Source organism: Nocardia brasiliensis (assembly GCF_011801125.1).
Lineage (GTDB): Bacteria > Actinomycetota > Actinomycetes > Mycobacteriales > Mycobacteriaceae > Nocardia > Nocardia brasiliensis_C.
Map to the genome: position 1 here is coordinate 2,369,980 of NZ_CP046171.1, position 18,224 is coordinate 2,388,203.

Sequence of the window (18,224 nt, forward strand, 5' to 3'; positions counted from 1 at the left end):
TGCTGGGCGATCCGGGCGGCTGGATCTGGAGCCGGGCGGCCGGGCCGTTGCTGTGCTCGCCCGGAGGCAGGGCCGGTATGCCGGATTGGTTTGTGACAGTGCAGTATTCGATCGAGAAAGGTAGATGATGACCACGCTCGCGGATCTCATCGCAGTGCTCGACGCCGCGTACCCGCCGCGGCTCGCCGAATCGTGGGATTCGGTCGGGTTGGTCGCCGGTGATCCGGACGAGGAGGTCACCCGCGTGCTCTTCGCGGTCGACGCGACCGCCGCGGTCGTGGACGAGGCGATCGATTGGCGGGCACAGGCTTTGGTGGTGCATCATCCGCTGCTGCTGCGCGGGGTCGACACTGTCGCCGCGAACACGCCGAAAGGCGCACTGCTGCACCGGCTCATCCGCTCCGGCTGCGCACTGTTCACCGCGCACACCAACGCCGATTCCGCCGACCCCGGCGTCTCGGACGCGCTGGCCGCCGCGCTCGGGCTCACAGTGACCGGCCCACTGGACGCTAAACCCGAGGCCCCGGTGGATAACTGGGTGGTGCAGGTGCCCCGGCCGCACAGCGACGCGGTGCTGGCCGCGTTGTTCGCGGCGGGCGCGGGCGGTAGCGGTGATTACCGCGACTGTGCGCTGCGGGTGCCCGCGATCGGGCAGTTCCGGCCGATGTCGCAGGCGAATCCGGCCGTCGGAGCGCTCGGTGAACTTCAGCACGTCGAAGAGGAACGGTTGGAGGTGGTCGCGCCCCCGACTGCGCGCGCGGCGCTGCTGGCCGCGCTGCGCGCCGCGCATCCCTACGAGGACCCGGCCTATCACATCACCGAGCGCGCGTTGCTGCCCTCGACGCTCGGTATCGGCCGCGTCGGCACACTCGCGGCCCCGGAGACATTGCGCGCCTTCACCGATCGGGTGGCGGCCGCACTGCCGCCGACCGCGTGGGGCGTGCGAGCGGCCGGTGACCCGGACCGCAGCGTGTACACGGTCGCGGTGTGCGGCGGCGCGGGTGATTCCTACCTCGACGTCGTCGCCCGGTTGGGTGTCGACGCCTACGTCACCGCCGATCTGCGGCACCACCCGGTCGACGAGCAGCTGCGCCGCGGCGGTCCCGCGCTCGTCGACGCCGCGCACTGGGCCACCGAATTCCCATGGTGCGCCCAAGCGCAACGCATCGTCCTGGCCGAGCTGCCCGACCTGGAAACGCGCGTCTCCACGCTGCGCACCGACCCGTGGACGGTCAGCGCACCCAGCTGAACGCACCCGCCGACCTACCCGACTCGGGGCCGCGGGTCCACGCTGCGTATGGACCCGCGGACGGTCGGAGTGCTCGGCGCTCGCTGACTTGCCGCGCTCGACGGACGCGTGGGTCCACGCAACGCGCGGACCCATGGACGGTCGGCGTGCTCAGCTGAGCCGATATTCGCCGACCTGCGCGACTCGGGAGACGCGCGTGTGCGTCACGCGCATGGACCCGTGGGCGGTCGGCGTGCCCCGATCGAGTGTGGTGTTCGCTGAGCTGCCCGACGTGGCGGCGTGGGTGTCCAGGCTCGTGGATGGTCAGCAGGCCCGGCTGAGCGTGGTGCTTGCCGAACTGCCTGGGGAGGCGTGCTCGGTTGTGTGCGATCAGCATCACTTCGGCGTGTCGGGGCGTGTCCGGCGGATCGGCGTGTGCCGGAGGCGAATTGCACGGGTCGAGCGGTCGTTGAGGGGTACAACTACCGCATGAATTTCCCGGTGGACTTCGGCTTCATACAGGTCGGATTGATCTTGATCATCCTGATCGGGATCGCGCTGCTCATCTCCGGGCTCGTGCTGGTGCGCCGAGTCGGCCTGCGCGCGCTGATCACGCGCGGTGGCAGCGGGGTGGTGGTGCTGCTCGGCGCGGTGGTGCTGCTGTGGGTGTCGACCCTGATGCAGACCTACCTCGGGTTGACCGGGGAGATCAAGGCGGCACACGTGGTGGCCAAGCCGGTGGCCGGGCAGGAACACCGCCTCGACGTGGAGCTGACGCTGTTCGGCGACGACGACCACGAAGACCAGCACCTGCGCTATCAGATCGAGGGCGACATGTGGGTGCTGCAGGCGGGCATCGTCGAATTGGAGCCCTGGGTGAACGCCATGGGTTTCCACTCCGGATACAAGATCAGCAGGCTGTACGGCCAGCGGCTCGACGGCGTGGCCACCACGCAGAACCACATCTTCCTCAACGACGGCGACGCGGACTTCTTCAACGACATGACGAAGGGACGCTGGTGGACCGAGCCGTTCATCCGCTCCGCGTACGGCAACGCCGTGATCGCGGTGCCCGGTGAATACGACGTCTTCATCTCCCGCGACGCGATAAAAACCCGCGCCCCGGCCTAATGGTGCGCCGTCGGTCAAGCGGGCGGCCCCGGCGGGGTACGGTTGAGGGCCGACCCCGTCCATAGCGTTCAGGAGTTTGTCCGCGTTGAATGTCGAACCACCGATCCAGGCCAAGCTGCTACAGCTCGCCGCTGTCGACACCGAGCTGACGCGGATCGCGCATCGCCGCACCGTGCTGCCCGAACAGCAGGAGGTGGCCCGGCTGGAGGCCGAGCGAAACACGCACAAGGATGCCGCCGTCGCCGTGCAGATCATGCTCGACGACCTCGATCGCGACATCCGCAAGCTCGAGGGCGAGGTCGACGCGGTTCGCAAGCGCGAAGAGCGCGACAAGGGCATGCTCACCGCCGGAACGGTGAACGCCAAACAGCTTTCGGAGATCCAGCACGAATTGGGCAGCCTGGAGCGGCGCCGCTCGGTGCTCGAGGACGAGCTGCTCGAGGTGATGGAGAAGCGCGAGGCCTCCGCCGACGACTACCAGCACGCGGGCGCCCGGCTGGACAAGACCGAGCAGGAACTCGCGGACGCGCAGCGTCAGCGCGACGAGGCCCTCGCGGATCTCGAAGTGGCGCAGGGCCGTTGCGACGCCGACCGGGCGAACCTGGTCGCGCTGTTCCCGGCCGACCTGCTCGCGGTCTACGACCGCCAGCGCGCCCAGCACGGCGTCGGCGCCGCGCTGTTGCAGGCCCGTCGCTGCGGCGCCTGCCGGATCGAGCTGGACCGCGGTGAGATCGCCAGGATCGCCAAGACCGCGCCCGACGTGGTGGTGCGGTGCCCGGAGTGCGGTGCGATCCTGGTGCGCACCAAGGAATCGGGACTGTGACGGCGGTGGACCGCGCGAAGCGAGCGGCGCGGTGACCGAACGCGAGGTGATCGTCGAGGCCGACGGCGGTTCCCGGGGTAATCCGGGTCCGGCCGGCTACGGTGCCGTCGTCTACGCCGCCGATCATGTGCGGGTGCTGGCCGAGCGGCGCGAGTTCATCGGCGTCGCCACCAACAATGTCGCCGAATACCGCGGCCTGATCGCCGGTTTGGAGGCCGCGGTCGAGCTCGGCGCGCAGGTCGTTGCGGTCCGGATGGATTCCAAGCTGGTCGTCGAACAGATGTCGGGCCGCTGGAAGGTCAAGCACGCGGCGATGATTCCGCTCGCGGACCGGGCGCGCAGGCTGGTCGCGGATTTCGAGCGGGTGAGCTTCACCTGGATTCCGCGCAACGAGAACTCGCACGCCGACCGCTTGGCGAACGAGGCGATGGACGACGGCACGCTGGTCGACGAGGTGCGCGGCGCCCGTGCGGCCGAGCGGCCCACGGCGCCAACGTTTCCGGAGAGCACAGCGGTCGCCGCGCAACCCGCGCCGGGGTGGACCGGCGCCGTCGGGCGTCCCACCCGGCTGTTGCTGCTGCGGCACGGGCAGACCGAACTGTCGGTGCAGCGGCGCTATTCGGGCCGGGGCAATCCGCCGCTCACCGAGCTGGGCCGCGAGCAGGCCGCGCGCGCCGCGAAAATGCTTGCCGCCAAAGGCGATATCACCGCGGTGCTGAGCTCCCCGCTGAGCCGCGCCCGCGACACCGCACAGGCTGCGGCCGACGCGCTCGACGCGCCGCTGACCGTCCTCGACGGCCTCATCGAAACCGACTTCGGCGACTGGGAGGGCCTGACCTTCGTCGAGGCGGCCGAGCGCGACCCCGAACTGCATGCCCGCTGGCTCGGCGACCCTTCGGTGCCCGCACCCGGCGGCGAGAGCTTCGACCAGGTGCGTGCACGCGTCGACGGGGTGCGCCGCGACCTGGTCACCCAGTATCCGGGCGCGAACCTGGTGGTGGTCAGTCACGTGACCCCGATCAAGACGCTGCTGCAACTGGCGCTGGCCGCCGGACCGTCGCTGCTGTACCGGCTGCATCTGGATCTGGCTTCGCTGTCGATCGCGGAGTTCTATCCCGACGGCGGTTCGTCAGTACGGCTGTTCAACGACACCTCGTACCTCTGAGCCGAGCCCGGCCCCGCGTGATCGGCATCGACCGATGCCGGGCGCGTGGCGGCCGGGTCGGCGAGCGTTCGCAGGTCTGGCGGGGCACCCTGGGGATTTCCGCGCGGATTCGCGATGCGGTGGCGGGCGGCGTATAACCGTTGAATATCGTCGACCGCGGAGTTCGGCCGTACTCGGGGTGGGTGAAGGTGAAAGTCGGTTCGGGTAAGCACTTTTCGTGGTCGACGCGTGGCGATGTGGCGCGCACCGCACATCTCGGTGGACTGTGTCGCGGTACACACAGGTGTTGTGCGCCGCGCCGCTCCCCGGCCATGCTGAATTCGCCGACAAGTAGCCGATAGCGCTCGAGTTCCGCCGCGTCGGCCACTGCGCTGTCGACGGTGGCCGCAGCTGCCATCGGGGGTGGTTCGCTCCCCGATCCAGGTGTGCGCGGGTGGTTATGCCCGTTGTCCACCTTGTCTATTAGGAGAGAAGTGGCAAAGAAACTCAGATCCCTCGCGATCGCCGCGGCCGCCGTGGCGACCGCGGTGGCCGGCGGCGCGGGCAATGCCGCGGCCGCGCCGAATGCGGTGCTCGGCGGCGGCTCCGGGCTCATCTTCGAGAACAACGCGGCCTGCTCGCTGACCACGATCGGGCACGACAGCGCGGGCAGGCTCATCGGCCTCACCGCCGGTCATTGCGCGCCCACCGGTGCGCGGCTGATCTCCGAAGACACGCCGACCGCGGGCGTGATCGGCACGGTCGCGTTCTCCGACAACGGCGAGGGTCTGGATTACGCGGTGCTGCAACTCGATCCGGAGCGGGTCAGCCCCGTGCGCAGCGTCGGCGCGACCACCATAGCCGGCCTCGGTGCGCCGCCGGGGCCCGGCGGCACCGTGTGCGCGAGCGGGCGCAGCAGCGGCACCGACTGCGGCGTGGTGTGGGGCTGGCTGGACGGCACCAGCATCAACCAATACTGCTCTAAGCCAGGCGATTCCGGTGGGCCGGTGTTCGTCGGCGATCGACTGGTCGGGATGAACCAGGGGCGGCTGACCGGGATCGGCCCGATCGGTTTCGACGTGCCGTGCACCACGGCGGCCAACCCGCTGCACTCGCCCGCGTTCTTCCAGCCGATCGCGGTGATCCTCGCCGCCGTCGACGCGCAGAACGGCGTCGGCGCGGGCTTCCGGCCGCTCTGAGGTCGACCGATTCAGTGCGGTGCCGAGCTCGCCGCGGCCGCCAGCGCACGCAGCGCGGCCGCGGTGGGTTCGTCCAATGGGTAGAACAATTCGATGGCCAGCTCGGACAGCGTCACATCCGCGGGCGCGCCGAACGTGGCCATCGTGCTGAACATCGAGAGCTCGCCGAGCGGCGTGCGGATCCGGATCGGCACCTCGAACGGGCTGGGTTCGCCCGCACCGACTTTCGGTTCATCCGGCTCCGGTGGGGGCACGGGATAGCGACGTACTTCGTCGTGTAGCGCCGCCAACCGCGGATCACCGCTCGCACTCACCTGACGGGCGAGCCGCTCCAGGAACAACTCTCGGACCTGGCCCAGATTGGCCAGCCGCGCCGCCAGCCCCTCCGGATGCAGCACCAGGCGATACACATTCGGCTGCGGTAGCAGCAGATGATCCGGAATGCCTTGCAGCAGTACGCCCATCGCCGCGTTGCCGGTGACCACGTTCCACAACCGATCGACGACCACCGCCGGGTACGGCTCGTGCGCGGTCAGCATCGTCGTCAGCGCGGCACGGACCGAGGCCAGATTGGTGTCGTCCAGGCTGCTTTCCCGGTACGCGGGCGCGTAGTCGGCCGCCAGCAGCAGCGTATTGCGTTCGCGCAGTGGCACGTCCAGCGTCTCGGCGAGCCGCAGCACCATCGCTCGGCTCGGCTTGGCCCGGCCGTTCTCGACATAGGAGATGTGCCGGGCCGAGGTGTCCGCGGCCAGAGCGAGGTCCAACTGGCTCAGCCTGCGGCGCAGGCGCCACTCGCGGAGCAGCCCGCCTACTCGCGATCGGGTTTCCTGCTGCGTCGACACCACGCCAGCAGAGTAGCCAGCGCGCCCGCGGCGAGGCCATGACCTCGGAGGTTATTGAGACGCTCACCTCAGGTCGGCAAGGTGGGGGTGCCGGAGCCGCACGGCCCCGAATGGACCCGATCGAGGAGCACAAAAGATGAGCACGGTTCTCTCCCCCGACCAGACGAGCACCGGGTTGCTGCGCACCGCGTTGCGCGTGGACGGATGGGGGACCGGCATATTCGGCGTGGTCATGCTGGCAGGCGCGGCGGCTCTGCGCGGCCCGCTCGGCCTGCCTACCGCCTGGTCCGTGCCGTTCGGCGTCGCCATGCTAGGCGGTGCGCTGGCGCTGCTGCTGATCGCGGGCTATCCGGAGATCCCGTTCGGGCACGCGAGCGCGGTGGTTGTCGTCAACGCACTGTCGGCGGCGGGCATGGTGGCGGTCGCGCTCTCGGGCTTGATCGGCCTGACCGGGCTCGGGGTCGCGTTCCTGCTCGTCGGCGCGGCCGTGGTCGCGGGGTTCGCCGTTCTCGAATACACCGGTGTCCGCCGGGCCGGTTACTGATCGCGGATGGGTTTGCGTCGTCGCGTGCGGGACAGGTAGACAACGGGGATGGGGACATCGACGACCGGTATCCGGCTGCTCGCCGCTGATGAATGGCAGACGTTCCGGCGGCTCCGGCTGCGCTCGCTGGCCGACGCGCCCGAGTGCTTCGGGGCGACGCTCGCCGAGGCGCGAGCACGCCCCGAACAAGTGTGGCGCGAGATCCTGTCCAAGCGGGTGCAGTACGTGGCCGAGGCCGACGGCGTCGAGCTGGGCACAGTCGGCGCCATGCGCGACGTGGAACGCACTGGCGTGCACCTGATTTCGATGTGGGTGGCACCCGAGGCGCGTGGCACCGGCGTAGCGGATCTGCTGGTGGAAACGGTGCTCGACTGGGCCGACACCGCGGGCAGCCCTGCGGTGTGGCTCGCGGTCGCCGACGGGAACACCGCCGCCGAACGACTGTATCTGCGGCACGGATTCGTGCGAACGGGCGTGACAGGTCCGGTGGGACCGGATGATCCGCGCATCGAGCACGAGTGGGTGCGCCGGCGCTGACGTTCGCGTTTGCCCGGCCGGTCGCGGGGTATCCGCCCCTCGATCGGGAGGTGACGGACATGGCGAAGCGGCACGGACACCGGGTGGTGGACTGGTCGATGGGCCCGTCGGTGCTGCGTTGGCGTTCCTGGTGGGGCGTGCTCCGCCGCACCGTCACCGAATTCTTGGATGACAACCTCTCGGATTGGGCTGCGGCGCTTACCTATTACAGCGTGCTGTCGATCTTCCCCGGCTTGGTCGTGCTCACCGCGATCCTCGGCGCGCTCGGGCCGTCGGCGACCGAGTCGCTGATAGACACCATCCAGCAGATGGGGCCGAGCAGCGGCACCGCGTTGCTCGTCGACGCTCTGCATCAATTGCAAGGCGCCAGTCAGTTGTCCGGACCGCTGGCCGTCGTCGGCTTGGCGACGGCGCTGTGGACGGCCTCCGGATACATCGGCGCGTTCATGCGCGCGGCCAACGCCATCTACGACACCGAAGAAGGCCGCCCGATCTGGAAAACCGTTCCGGTGCAACTCGGTTTGACCGCCCTCATGGTGGTGCTGCTCGCGTGCTGTGCGCTCGGCGTCGTCCTGACCGGCCGGGTCGCCGAGCGGGTCGGGCAGTGGCTCGGGATCGGTTCGGCCGCGGTACTGGTGTGGGACATCGCGAAATGGCCGGTGCTGGCCGTGCTGGTGAGCGTGGCCTTCGCGCTGCTGTACTGGGCCGCGCCGAACGCGCGGCAGCCGGGGTTTCGTTGGCTGAGCCCCGGCGGGGTGCTCGCCGTGCTGCTCTGGATCGCGGCGTCTGCCGGGTTCGCGGTGTACGTCGCGAATTTCGGCTCCTACAACAAGGTTTACGGTTCACTCGGCGGCGTCGCGGTCTTTCTGATCTGGTTGTGGCTGTCCAATATCGCGGTGCTGCTCGGCGCGGAATTCGACGCCGAACTCGCGCGCGGGCGGCGCATCGAACAGGGGCTGTCGCCGGAGGAAGAACCGTTCCTGCCCCCGCGAGACACCCGAGCCATGTCCGACGACGCCGAGTCCGAGGAATGCGAAAGGCAGTCCGCCGACTCCACCATGACCTCAGCCGACCATCCCGCAGCAGAGAGGAGCCGATGATGGGCGAACCCAACCCCGCCGAGGCCGGGGCCGACAAGTTCCAGGAGAAGGCCGACGCGGTCCGCGAAAAGGCCGCGGTGGCAGCGCAACTCGCGGCCGAGCAGTCCGCGCAGGTGCGCGAGACGGCCGAGCGCAAGGCCGCCGAGGTGACCCGCGAGGCCGAAGCCGAGGCCGCCGAAGCCGCGCGCGCCGCCGCGGCCGCCGAAGCCGCGCGCGCCGCCGCGGCCGCCGCCGCAGCCAGGCAGCAGGAAGTCGAGCAGGACACCGCCGAAGCCCAACGCAAAGCCGCGGCGGCGATTCGTGGTGCGCAGGAACAGGCGAAGCAGAATGCGGCGCAAGCGATCGCCGACGGAAAGACCGCGGCGGCGCAGGTGTGCGAGGGTGCGGGCACAGCGGAGCCGGACATCGCCGCTGCTTCCGACGCCGATGGGCGCGCCAAAGCAGGCGATGCCGACCAGAGTGCCGCCGAGGCGGCCGGTGCGGTACAGGCCGGCCGCGTAGACCCCGCTGCGGCACCGGCCGAGGGGCTCGAAAAGATTGCGGCCGAGGGGAAGCAGGCCGCCGCCGATGCCATCGGCAAGCTCGAGGAGAAGGTCGGGGTCGAAAACCCGAACGCCGCCGCGGTGCTCGGCGCGGCGCACGCGAAGGCCGACGACGCGAAAGCGGCCGCGGCCGCCGCACTCGACTCGGCGGGTGAAAAGACCGAGGCGGCAAAGGACCAGGCCGCCGAGGCGATCCGAGCCGCCGGCGAGCGCACCGAGCAGGCGGCCGAGCGCGCCAAGGACGCCGCAGCACAGGTCACGGACGCGGTCCCGGAACCCGTTGTGGAACAGGGGCGTTCATTCACCGAGGCAATACGCAAGCAACCCGCGATCGCAGGCGCGTTCGTTGCCGGATTCGCCGTAGTGCTCTGGCGAGCTTTGCGCCGCCGCTGAACCAGCAGGGGTCGGGCGCACTCTGTGTTTGTTCAGCCAGCTGGGCGAGGTTGCGGCAGGCTGTCTACGTCGCCGACTGTTCTGCGTGCGGGTCGCTGCGCTCAGGTGTTGCCGCGCCTCGTTTTTGCATTGGGGTACCCGTTCCGTGTGCCGCAGGGACCGAGACTCCGGAAGGTACGGGGGTGGTACGGCGCGCGTCGGGGTCGACCAGCACGACGTAACTGACCAGGTGCCGCGGCGGGGTGTCCGGCTTCACCCGGCGGAGCACATCGTCGGTGGACGCCGGCCAGCTCAGCGTCTGGTCGATGTGTTCGCGCTCCGTCTCGTCGAAAGGCACGATCCCGCCCACGATCTCGATGATGACGGCGGCCGTCGCAGCGTTCATGGGCGGCGACTGTAGCGGCCGGGGACCGACAGCGCTGCAGGCCGAGCGACCCGAGCGGGCTCAACACAGGCCGGCGAGCTTGTAGAGGACGAGGGAGCCTGCCACAGCGACGTTGAGGCTGTGGCCGGTGCCGACCATCGGGATCTCGACGGCCACGTCGAGCAGTTCCAGGCCTTCCGGTGGGATGCCGGTGGATTCGTGGCCGAGCACGATGACGGTGCGTCGCCGGGCGGTGGGCAGGTCGGCGAGGCGGATCGATTCGTCGGTGAGTTCGACGCCGACGATGGCCGAGCCGCCGGCGCGCTGGCGCGCCAGCCAGCGATCGACCCGGCCGTCGATCCAGTGCACGCACTGATGTTTTCGCAGCGTGTTGCCGTGGGCGAGGGCGTCGGGCACCCAGGGCTTGCGCGGCACGGCGAGACAGGCGCCGACCGCGTCGCAGGTGCGCAGCAGGGTGCCGAGGTTGACGCCGTGCTTGGGCCACAGCGGCGCGATGATCAGGTGATTCCAGCAGCCATGGGCGCGCGGCCTGCGTTGCCTGCGCAGGTCGGGACGCGACTTCAGTCGCGCCGTCGTCATCGGTGAGTGGGAACAGCCTTCCCCCGGCAGAGCACAGAATTCATGGGAGTGGATGCTTCGCGGCGCATCGGGCCATCGTCGACAACAGGACGCAGCATCGAGCTGCGCCCTCCACGATACGGCACGACGGTGACCGTGCTGTCGCGCTGTCCGCTATGGGCGCAGCACCGACACCAGGAACTCGGTCTGGTCGTATACCGCCTTCTCGAAGGTGTCGTCGAAGTAGATGTCGAAGTGCCCCACCGGGTATCGCTTCACCACCGCGTGCTTGGTGCGCTCCGCCGCGCGCAGCGCGGGCTTGATCGGGGTGATCGAATCGTTGTCGGCGAGTGCGTACAGCACCGGCATCTTCAACGCCTTCGCGCGGCGGCCCGGCCTGTCGAACATGGCCGAAAAGGCGACGCGGGCAGCCACTTTCGGCTTGTAGCGCTCGCTCTCCTCGGCCAGCCTGCCGTTGCCCTCCGGGACGTCGGTCGCGCTCATCAACGCGGCGGAACGCTTGCGGCCCGCTAGTCGGATGCCGACGGGCTTGCGTCGTAACGGGCCGATCAACAGGTCGGTGGCGGCGATCGCGCTCACCTTGGTGAGGCTGATCGGACCTTTCGCCAGTGCGCTGGACCAGCCGCTGGTGAACGGGACCTGTGCCACGACCGCGGCCAGGTAGTCGTCCTCCGGTGCCACCGCGAGGACGTGCCCGGCGCCGAAGGAGGTGCCCCACAACGCGATCCGGGTCGCGTCGATGCCGCGGATGGTGCGCGCGAACGCGATGGCGGCGCGCCAGTCGTCGCGCTGCTTGCCGATCTTGATGAGCTGGCGTGGCTCACCCTGGCTCGCCCCGAAATTGCGGTAGTCGAACACCAGCACCGCCATGCCGGCTGCGGCGAAGCGCCGCGCGTACCGGTCGAGCCCCATCTCACGGTTCGCCCCCAGGCCGTGTCCCATGACAACGAGCGGGCGGGGCTTGGGCGCGCCGTCCGGGCGATAGAGCCAGGCGGCACACTGCTCGCTTCCGGAGGGGAAGCCGACCTCGACACGTTCCATGGCACACCACCGTACTGCGTCCGCGGCCCCCGCACCCTGGCGGAGTCTGCCATGCCGAGTACGCTGTCAGCGCGGACGAGTTGGCCGGGCGGCCGCGGCATCGGGAACGGGCACAGCTGTGTCGCCGCCCGAGGCCGAGGAAAGTCCGGACTCCACAGAGCAGGGCGGTTGCTAACGGCAACCCGGGGTGACCCGCGGGACAGTGCCACAGAGAACAGACCGCCCACGGCCTTTCGGGGTCGTGTGGTGAGGGTGAAACGGTGCGGTAAGAGCGCACCAGCGCCCCGGGTGACCGGGGCGGCTAGGTAAACCCCGCCCGGAGCAAGGTCGAAGGTCGCATCGCCCGCGGTGCGGCTGCGCAGGTGTTCGAGGGCTGCTCGCCCGAGCCTGCGGGTGGACCGCTCGAGGCACCCGGCAACGGTGTGTCCAGATGGATGGTCGCCCCCCGGTGCGAACCGGGGACAGGATCCGGCTTACAGGCCAACTCGCCCGCCCGTTCCGGCTCGGTGCCCACGAGGGCGCAGCCGCTCTCGGAACAGTCTGCCCTGCAACGGCTCCGACGGTGCGATGATGGAGGCAGCCGCGGGGCCGCAGCGTCCAGGCGCCCGCCTCTGCTGTACGCGGACGCGAGTCGGGTGGCGGGGCATGGACATTCTGGCGATCGTCGGCAGCATCTTCGGCGTGGGCGCGACGGCGGGCGCGATTGCCACGGCCATGAGCGCCAGGGTGGTCGCACAGTACGAGAAGGGGCTGATCTTCCGGTTCGGCCGGGTGATCGCGACGCGAGACCCCGGGCTGCGCCTGCTGATTCCGTTCGTCGACCGGATGCGGAAGGTGTCGACGCAGATCGTCACCATGCCGATTCCCGCGCAGGACGGCATCACCCGCGACAACGTCACGGTGCGGGTGGACGCGGTGGTGTACTTCCGGGTGTTCGATCCGGTGCTGGCGGTGGTGGAGGTGCAGAACTACCTGTTCGCCGTCGGTCAGGTGGCACAGACCTCGCTGCGGTCGATCATCGGCAAGAGCGACCTGGACAGCCTGCTGTCCAACCGCGAAGAGTTGAACAAGGGCCTGGAGATCATGATCGACAGCCCGGCGCTGGGCTGGGGCGTGCACATCGACCGAGTGGAGATCAAGGATGTGGCACTGCCCGACGCGTTGAAGCGGTCGATGTCGCGGCAGGCCGAGGCCGAACGCGAACGCCGGGCCCGCGTCATCTCCGCGCAGGGCGAGCTGCAGGCCGCACAGATGCTGGCGCAGGCGGGCGCACAGATGTCGGAGTCGCCCGCCTCGCTGCAGCTGCGCCTGCTCGAAACCGTGGTTCAGGTTGCGGCGGAAAAGAATTCGACCCTGGTCCTGCCGTTCCCGGTGGAACTGCTTCGTTTCTTGGAACGCACCACTCCACCCGCCGCGAACCAGGCACCCCCGTCCGAACCGGAGAAACTCCCCGCCACCCCGCGGCACAGCGAACTGGACCAGCCCGACGATCCGCCATCCGCGCAGCAAATCGACACCCAGGCGTGACGGTGGAGGCGTATACCGATACGGGTACGGTCGACGCCTTTCGGCACCGCCGTACGACCCGCATCGGTAGTACAACGTAAGGATCGGACCGATGTCCGTGCTCATTCCCGTCATCGCCATCGTCTGCATGATCGCGATCGGCTACGCGCTGAAATATCTGCCCGATCACCTGCCGTGGCTGAAATAGCCGCGGCTCAGCACATCATTTTGGCCATCTGGTAGATGGCCTTCGATTCCTCGGGCGTCGCCTCGGTGCTGCCGGAGGCGCGCTTGATGATGCTCTGGATTACCTCGTCCTCGGGTTTGCCCGCCTTGATGTCTTTGCAGCTGTCGCTGAGCACGGCGGAGAGCTTCGCGTCGTCCTTGCCTTCGGCGAGTTTCGGAAACGCGCCGCGGAAGCTGACGACGAACGCGCCGGCCTTGACGCTGTCGACGACCTGGGTGTCGCCGCTCGACTGCGCGGTGGTGGCGGAGGCGGCATCGGTGGTGGCCTTGTCGTTCCCGCAGCCGGTGAGCAGCAGGGCAAAGACGGTCGCGCTGGCCGCGAGAGCGGCGGTAGTTCTGATCACGGAGCGCGATGCTAGCGGTCCCGAACAAAAGCCGCCTCCCGTCCGGTGAACGGGAGGCGACAGGTTGCGTCAGTGGATTTGTCGGTCAGACCGGGGAGATGACGAAGACCTGGGCCCAATAGGCTGCCTGGTCCGCGCCGATCAGCGGGGCCAGGTAGTCGAACAAGATCGATGACATAGCTACGAAACTCCCAATTGTCGACGTACAGGACATTTCAGAATGTGCGGGCCGAATGTGAGCCACGCTACGGCGGCCACGTTAGCAGCCACGTCGACGGGCTGCTCGGCGTAGTGGAGCCGCCATGCCGATGCGCGAGTAACTAGCCGGACCGTGATCGACGTCATAAAGTAGGGACCGTTGGTTCGGCCCGTAGTCGGGGCCGCAACGTTCTCTTCACACTTCGAATGCGGGAAAGCAGGTCTCAACTCATATGCGGATTGTTCGCTCACTGGTCGCCGGCGCGTTGATCGCCGGTGCTGCTTCGGTTTTCGCCATGCTGGGGGCCGGTTCCGCCGGTGCCGTAGCGGTGACGCCGCTGCCGGGCGGGGTGCAGGTCGACCTCAGCCCTGCCGACACGGTCTGGGTCGCCCAGAACCGTTTCGGGCGGACCCTCGCGGGTCTGCCACATCCTTCGGCGCCTTCCTTCGGTGAGGCGCTGGACGCGGCCGCCGCGGTGTCGGCGGCGGTCCCGGGCGGACATGTCACCTTCACCGTGTACGGGCCGCTCGATTCGTTGAACGGCACCATGCTGGCGCTGCAGTAGTAGGTCGGGCACACCCAGCGTGGAATTACATCAGCGGATCGTCTCGGCGCCGGTCGATTTCGGCGCCATTCGTTCCGAATTCGGTTTGGCCTCGGCGTACCCGGCCGAGGCGACCGCGGAAGCCCGCGACGCGTCCGACGCGTTCGCGGGCGACCGGAACGATCGCACCGACATCGCGTTCGTGACGATCGACCCGCCGGGGGCCATGGATCTGGACCAGGCCCTGCACCTCGAGCGCACCAGCACCGGCTTCCTGCTGCACTACGCCATCGCCGATGTCGGCGCCGTGATCGAGCCCGACGGAGCACTCGCCAAGGAGTCGGGACTCAGGGGGCAGACCTTCTATCTTCCGGACGGCACGGTGCCGCTGCATCCGCCGGTGCTGTCCGAGGGCACCGCGAGCCTGCTGCCGCAGCAGCGGCGCCCGGCCGCGCTGTGGACCATCGAACTCGATGAAAACGCAGAGCCGCAACGTTTTTCGGTGGAGCGCGCGCTAGTGCGCTCGCATGCCCGGCTCGACTACGCCGGTGTGCAGGCCGACGCCGACGCGGGCCGACCGCACCCCTCGATCGCGGCCCTGCCGGAATTCGGCAAGCGGCGCATCGAGGCGGGACTGGCCCGCGGCGCGATCGGACTGCGACTGCCCGCGCAGAGCATCGTCCGCGACGATCGATCGCTGCGGCATTGGCGGCTGATCGTCGAGCCGCGCACCGCCGCCGACGACTGGAACGAGCAGGTCTCGCTGCTGACCGGGATGTGCGCGGCGCGCATCATGCTCGACGCGGGCGCGCCCGCGCTGCTGCGCACCATGCCACCGCCCGCCGATTCGGCGATCGCGTCCATGCGCCGCACCGCCGCCGCGCTGGGCGTCGCATGGCCGCAGGAGCAGCCGGTCGGGCAGATGCTCGCCGCGCTGGACCCGAACACCCCCGCCGCGCTGGTGCTGATGTCGGAGGCGACCAGCCTGCTGCGTGGCGCGTCCTACACCGTGCTGAACGGCGACCCGGCCCCGGCGGCCCCGGAAGCGTTGCAGCACAGCGCGATGCACGCGCCGTACGCGCACGTCACCGCGCCGCTGCGCAGGCTGGTCGACCGCTACGCCACCGAGATCTGTCTGGCCCGGTGCGCGGGAACCGCAGTGCCGCAGTGGGTTACCGACGGTCTCGCCGAAGCCGCCGACACCATGCGCCGCAGCGACGGGATCGCGAACAAGGTCGAACGCGCCTGCGTCGACCTGACCGAGGCGACGTTGCTCGCCGAGCGCGCGGGCGCCGAGTTCGACGCGGTCGTGGTGCGCGAGGCCAACGGCAACCGCGCCGCCGAGGTCTTCATCGCCGACCCGCCGGTACTCGGCCCCTGCACCGGCGAACCCCCGGAGGGCGAGCGGGTCCGCGTCCGGCTGACCGCCGCCGACCCGGCCACCCGCAAGATCGCCTTCGACTACACGCCCTGACTCTCGGATGCTGTTCCGCACCCGGGCTGCGGTAAACGGTTGCGCGGAATCGGTTCTCGGAGCGGAACTATTCGCCGTCGGCGCGCAACGCCGTGGCGGCTTCGGGGTAGCGGCTCAGTGCCCGGTGCGCCGCGACCTCTTCGGCGCCCGCGAGGGCGCGGTAGCGGGCCGGGTCTTCGCCTGCCGCACCGGCGTCGGCGGCGATGCCGTAGAGCGCGTGCTGGGATTCGACGGCGTCGCGGTGATCGCCGAGGACGGTCTGCAGCCGTTTGGCGCGGGCGCCGAGGCCGGTCGCCGCGGCGGCGAGCACCTGCTCGGCCGCCTCGCATGAGTAGCGTAATCGCTTGGCGCTCTTGCGGATATCGTGCAGCAGCTCGACCCGCTCGTCCGCCGTCACGGTGGGTTCGAGCCGGATCAGCCGCTCGACCCGCTCCCGATCACGTTGCAGCACGACGCCGAAGAACTCGGTGGCCGCCACGCCGGCGCGCGCAGTCCGCAGCGGCGGATCGGTGCGCCAGCGCGCGAGCTCGGCGCGCAGGTCGTGGTAGCGCGTGCTGTCCAGGGCGAGCAGGACCTCAGCGTGCGCGTCGGTGTAGCGCTGCTGCTGCGCGGTGACCAGCCTGGCGGTCATCGGCGCCAGTGCGGCCGCCGAATGTTCTTCCGGCCGAGCGTGTTCGGTCAACAGGTCGGCGAAACGTGCGGCGCGCACCTCGGCGTCGCGGGCCACGCCGAGCACCCCGGCCAGCCATTTGAGCTCGGCGCCAAGCGCGGCCGCCGGGGTGCGCTCGAAAAGGCCGCGGTAGGACCGCAATACGCTGCGCAGTCGGCGGGTCGCCACCCGCATCTGGTGCACCGAATCGGGCGCGTCGTCGCGGACTTCGGGCTCGGCGGCGAACAGCCGGTCGATATCGTCGCGGAGTGCCGCGATGATCGCGTTACCGGCTGTGGCCGTCATGGGGTTACCCCGCTTTCGCGAATCGGTCGGTGGCTTCGACCAGGTGGTGCGTGATGCCGGGCTCGTTCGCGGTATGGCCCGCGTCGTGCACGATGTGCAGCTCGGAACTCGGCAGTGCCTTGTGCAGGTCCCACGCGCTCACCGCGGGGCAGACGATGTCGTGGCGCCCCTGCACGATGACCGTCGGGATATGAGAAATGGTACCGGCGTCACGCAGTAACTGGCCGTCTTCGAGGAAGCCGTGGTTGCGGAAGTAGTGGTTCTCGATCCGCGCGAACGCCAGCGCGAAGCGCGGCTCCGCGGTCTCGGCGACCCGATCGGGTTGCGGCAGTAGCGCACTCGTCGCGCCCTCCCAGGTCGACCAGGCGATCGCCGCGTCGAGCGCGACCTGTTCGTCGGGGGAGTGCAGCAGCCGGTGGTAGACCTCGACGAGGTCCTGGCCGCGCTCGGCCGCGGGCACCGGCGCGAGGAACTTCTCCCACTCGTCGGGGTAGACGTAGCCGGCTGCGCCGTTGTAGTACCAGTCGATTTCCTTGCGGCGCAACAGGAATATGCCGCGCAGCACCAGCTCGGTGACCCGCTCGGGGTAGGTCTGGGCGTAGGCGAGCGCGAGCGTCGAACCCCACGAGCCGCCGAACACCTGCCAGCGCTCGATGCCGAGATGCGTACGCAGCGCCTCCAGGTCGGCGATCAGATGCTGAGTGGTGTTGGTGGTCAGGTCCGCGTTGTCGGCCAGGTGCGGGGTGGACCGTCCACAGCCGCGCTGATCGAGCAGCACGATCCGATAGGCCGCCGGGTCGAAGAACTGGCGCTGGTAGGGCGAGGTGCCACCGCCGGGCCCGCCGTGCAGGAACACCACCGGCTTGCCGTCGGGGTTGCCGCTGACCTCCCAGTAGATCGCCTGGCCGTCGCCGACATCGAGCAGTCCGGTGTCGTACGGCTCGATCTCGGGGTACAGCGTGCGCAACGTGGTGCCCGCCATCAGGGCACCAGACCCGAGGCCAGGTCGGGCAGTTGCAGTGCCTCGATCGCCTGCTTCTGCACGTCCGGGCAGCTCTTGATGGTGATCCGGTCGATGACCGGCTTGTCCGCCAGCACCGCGACGTTGATACCGCCGTTGCGCAGCGCCCACTCGTGCACCATCGCGTTGAGCCCGATCCGGCCCAGGGTCGGACCCTGCACCCGCCAGTTCGACAGTTCCGGGCGGATCATGTCGCACAGCTGGACCGCCGCGGCGTCGGAGATCTCCGGGGTGCCCGGCTTCGGGGCGGAGTTGCTCGGCGTGCTCGTCGCCGTCGCGGACGCCGTCGTCGAGCCGGAACTCCCGGTAGGGGCCGGGTTCGACTCGGTTCCGCAGGCGGTCAGTGCTGCGGCGGCGAAAACGCCTGCCAGCAGCAGCGTGCTGCGTGAGATCCAACGGCTGCGCATCAAATACCTCTGCTGTTGTCGACAATGTCCGCATCGAGTC

20 protein-coding genes and 1 other RNA gene are annotated in these 18,224 nt (G+C 69.5%); 13 read left to right on the forward strand and 8 right to left on the reverse strand.

Going from position 1 to position 18,224, the window contains the following annotated elements; genetic code table 11:
* Nucleotides 1-127: 127 nt before the first annotated feature.
* The 5 genes from F5X71_RS10745 to F5X71_RS10765 all read left to right on the forward strand — a co-directional run bounded on the left by F5X71_RS10745 (nucleotide 128) and on the right by F5X71_RS10765 (nucleotide 5,525).
* Entirely contained in the window at nucleotides 128-1,249 is a 1,122-nt protein-coding gene (locus F5X71_RS10745) for a Nif3-like dinuclear metal center hexameric protein (protein ID WP_167461808.1), read from the forward strand.
* A 468-nt stretch (nucleotides 1,250-1,717) separates the two neighbouring features.
* Entirely contained in the window at nucleotides 1,718-2,359 is a 642-nt protein-coding gene (locus F5X71_RS10750) for a hypothetical protein (protein ID WP_167461809.1), read from the forward strand.
* An 85-nt stretch (nucleotides 2,360-2,444) separates the two neighbouring features.
* Entirely contained in the window at nucleotides 2,445-3,182 is a 738-nt protein-coding gene (locus F5X71_RS10755; protein ID WP_167461810.1) for a zinc ribbon domain-containing protein, read from the forward strand.
* 31 nt (nucleotides 3,183-3,213) lie between these two features.
* Nucleotides 3,214-4,347 carry a bifunctional RNase H/acid phosphatase gene (locus F5X71_RS10760; RefSeq protein WP_167461811.1) on the forward strand — a complete coding sequence of 378 codons (1,134 nt, stop codon included), beginning with the start codon at nucleotides 3,214-3,216 and terminating at the stop codon, nucleotides 4,345-4,347.
* A gap of 473 nt (nucleotides 4,348-4,820) precedes the next feature.
* Nucleotides 4,821-5,525, forward strand: coding sequence for a S1 family peptidase (locus tag F5X71_RS10765; protein WP_167461812.1), 705 nt, complete (start codon nucleotides 4,821-4,823; stop codon nucleotides 5,523-5,525).
* A gap of 11 nt (nucleotides 5,526-5,536) precedes the next feature.
* Here F5X71_RS10765 and F5X71_RS10770 read toward each other — a convergent pair whose 3' ends face one another.
* On the reverse strand, nucleotides 5,537-6,367 hold the full coding sequence (locus F5X71_RS10770) for a helix-turn-helix domain-containing protein (protein ID WP_167466369.1): 831 nt from the start codon (nucleotides 6,365-6,367) through the stop codon (nucleotides 5,537-5,539).
* Between the two features lie 136 nt (nucleotides 6,368-6,503).
* Between F5X71_RS10770 and F5X71_RS10775 the strand changes: the two genes are divergently transcribed.
* Genes F5X71_RS10775 through F5X71_RS10790 form a run of 4 tightly spaced genes read left to right on the forward strand, consistent with a single transcriptional unit; the run spans nucleotide 6,504 to nucleotide 9,483 of the window.
* Nucleotides 6,504-6,911, forward strand: coding sequence for a hypothetical protein (locus tag F5X71_RS10775; RefSeq protein ID WP_167461813.1), 408 nt, complete (start codon nucleotides 6,504-6,506; stop codon nucleotides 6,909-6,911).
* Nucleotides 6,912-6,959: 48 nt separating this feature from the next.
* A complete protein-coding gene (locus F5X71_RS10780) occupies nucleotides 6,960-7,448 on the forward strand; it encodes a GNAT family N-acetyltransferase (protein ID WP_167461814.1) in 489 nt (162 codons plus the stop codon).
* 59 nt (nucleotides 7,449-7,507) lie between these two features.
* A complete protein-coding gene (locus tag F5X71_RS10785; RefSeq protein ID WP_167461815.1) occupies nucleotides 7,508-8,548 on the forward strand; it encodes a YihY/virulence factor BrkB family protein in 1,041 nt (346 codons plus the stop codon).
* Entirely contained in the window at nucleotides 8,548-9,483 is a 936-nt protein-coding gene (locus F5X71_RS10790; RefSeq protein WP_167461816.1) for a hypothetical protein, read from the forward strand. The genes F5X71_RS10785 and F5X71_RS10790 overlap by 1 nt, the downstream gene beginning before the upstream one ends.
* A 64-nt stretch (nucleotides 9,484-9,547) precedes the next feature.
* Here F5X71_RS10790 and F5X71_RS10795 read toward each other — a convergent pair whose 3' ends face one another.
* The 3 genes from F5X71_RS10795 to F5X71_RS10805 form a co-directional block, all read right to left on the reverse strand.
* Complete coding sequence (locus F5X71_RS10795; protein WP_167461817.1) at nucleotides 9,548-9,868, reverse strand: hypothetical protein; 321 nt, start codon at nucleotides 9,866-9,868, stop codon at nucleotides 9,548-9,550.
* Nucleotides 9,869-9,928: 60 nt separating this feature from the next.
* Nucleotides 9,929-10,447: an RNA methyltransferase gene (locus tag F5X71_RS10800; protein ID WP_167461818.1), complete on the reverse strand. Its 519-nt coding sequence runs from the start codon at nucleotides 10,445-10,447 to the stop codon at nucleotides 9,929-9,931.
* Nucleotides 10,448-10,600: 153 nt separating this feature from the next.
* Nucleotides 10,601-11,488 (reverse strand): alpha/beta hydrolase, encoded by an 888-nt coding sequence (locus F5X71_RS10805; protein WP_167461819.1) that lies wholly within the window; start codon nucleotides 11,486-11,488, stop codon nucleotides 10,601-10,603.
* 76 nt (nucleotides 11,489-11,564) lie between these two features.
* On the opposite strand from F5X71_RS10805, the gene rnpB reads away from it, so the two are divergent.
* Nucleotides 11,565-11,980, forward strand: an RNA gene (gene rnpB, locus F5X71_RS10810) — RNase P RNA component class A.
* 153 nt (nucleotides 11,981-12,133) lie between these two features.
* Nucleotides 12,134-13,015, forward strand: a complete 882-nt coding sequence (locus F5X71_RS10815) for a slipin family protein (RefSeq protein WP_167461820.1) — start codon at nucleotides 12,134-12,136, stop codon at nucleotides 13,013-13,015.
* Nucleotides 13,016-13,209: 194 nt separating this feature from the next.
* On the opposite strand, the gene F5X71_RS10820 is transcribed toward F5X71_RS10815, so the two are convergent.
* Nucleotides 13,210-13,584, reverse strand: a complete 375-nt coding sequence (locus F5X71_RS10820; RefSeq protein WP_167461821.1) for a hypothetical protein — start codon at nucleotides 13,582-13,584, stop codon at nucleotides 13,210-13,212.
* A 431-nt stretch (nucleotides 13,585-14,015) separates the two neighbouring features.
* Here F5X71_RS10820 and F5X71_RS10825 point away from each other — a divergent pair, with 431 nt between their 5' ends.
* Together F5X71_RS10825 and F5X71_RS10830 are read left to right on the forward strand one after the other, a co-directional pair.
* Nucleotides 14,016-14,348 (forward strand): hypothetical protein, encoded by a 333-nt coding sequence (locus F5X71_RS10825; protein ID WP_167461822.1) that lies wholly within the window; start codon nucleotides 14,016-14,018, stop codon nucleotides 14,346-14,348.
* Nucleotides 14,349-14,367: 19 nt separating this feature from the next.
* On the forward strand, nucleotides 14,368-15,801 hold the full coding sequence (locus F5X71_RS10830; RefSeq protein ID WP_167461823.1) for an RNB domain-containing ribonuclease: 1,434 nt from the start codon (nucleotides 14,368-14,370) through the stop codon (nucleotides 15,799-15,801).
* Nucleotides 15,802-15,868: 67 nt separating this feature from the next.
* On the opposite strand, the gene F5X71_RS10835 is transcribed toward F5X71_RS10830, so the two are convergent.
* The 3 genes from F5X71_RS10835 to F5X71_RS10845 are packed head-to-tail and all read right to left on the reverse strand — an operon-like array spanning nucleotide 15,869 to nucleotide 18,184.
* The gene (locus F5X71_RS10835) at nucleotides 15,869-16,756 is read right to left on the reverse strand and encodes a CHAD domain-containing protein (RefSeq protein WP_167461824.1); all 888 of its coding nucleotides are present in this window, start codon (nucleotides 16,754-16,756) and stop codon (nucleotides 15,869-15,871) included.
* A gap of 4 nt (nucleotides 16,757-16,760) precedes the next feature.
* A complete protein-coding gene (pip, locus tag F5X71_RS10840) occupies nucleotides 16,761-17,738 on the reverse strand; it encodes a prolyl aminopeptidase (RefSeq protein WP_174817037.1) in 978 nt (325 codons plus the stop codon).
* Nucleotides 17,738-18,184 (reverse strand): hypothetical protein, encoded by a 447-nt coding sequence (locus F5X71_RS10845; protein ID WP_167461825.1) that lies wholly within the window; start codon nucleotides 18,182-18,184, stop codon nucleotides 17,738-17,740. Before F5X71_RS10845 ends, pip begins: the two co-directional genes overlap by 1 nt.
* Nucleotides 18,185-18,224 lie beyond the last annotated feature (40 nt).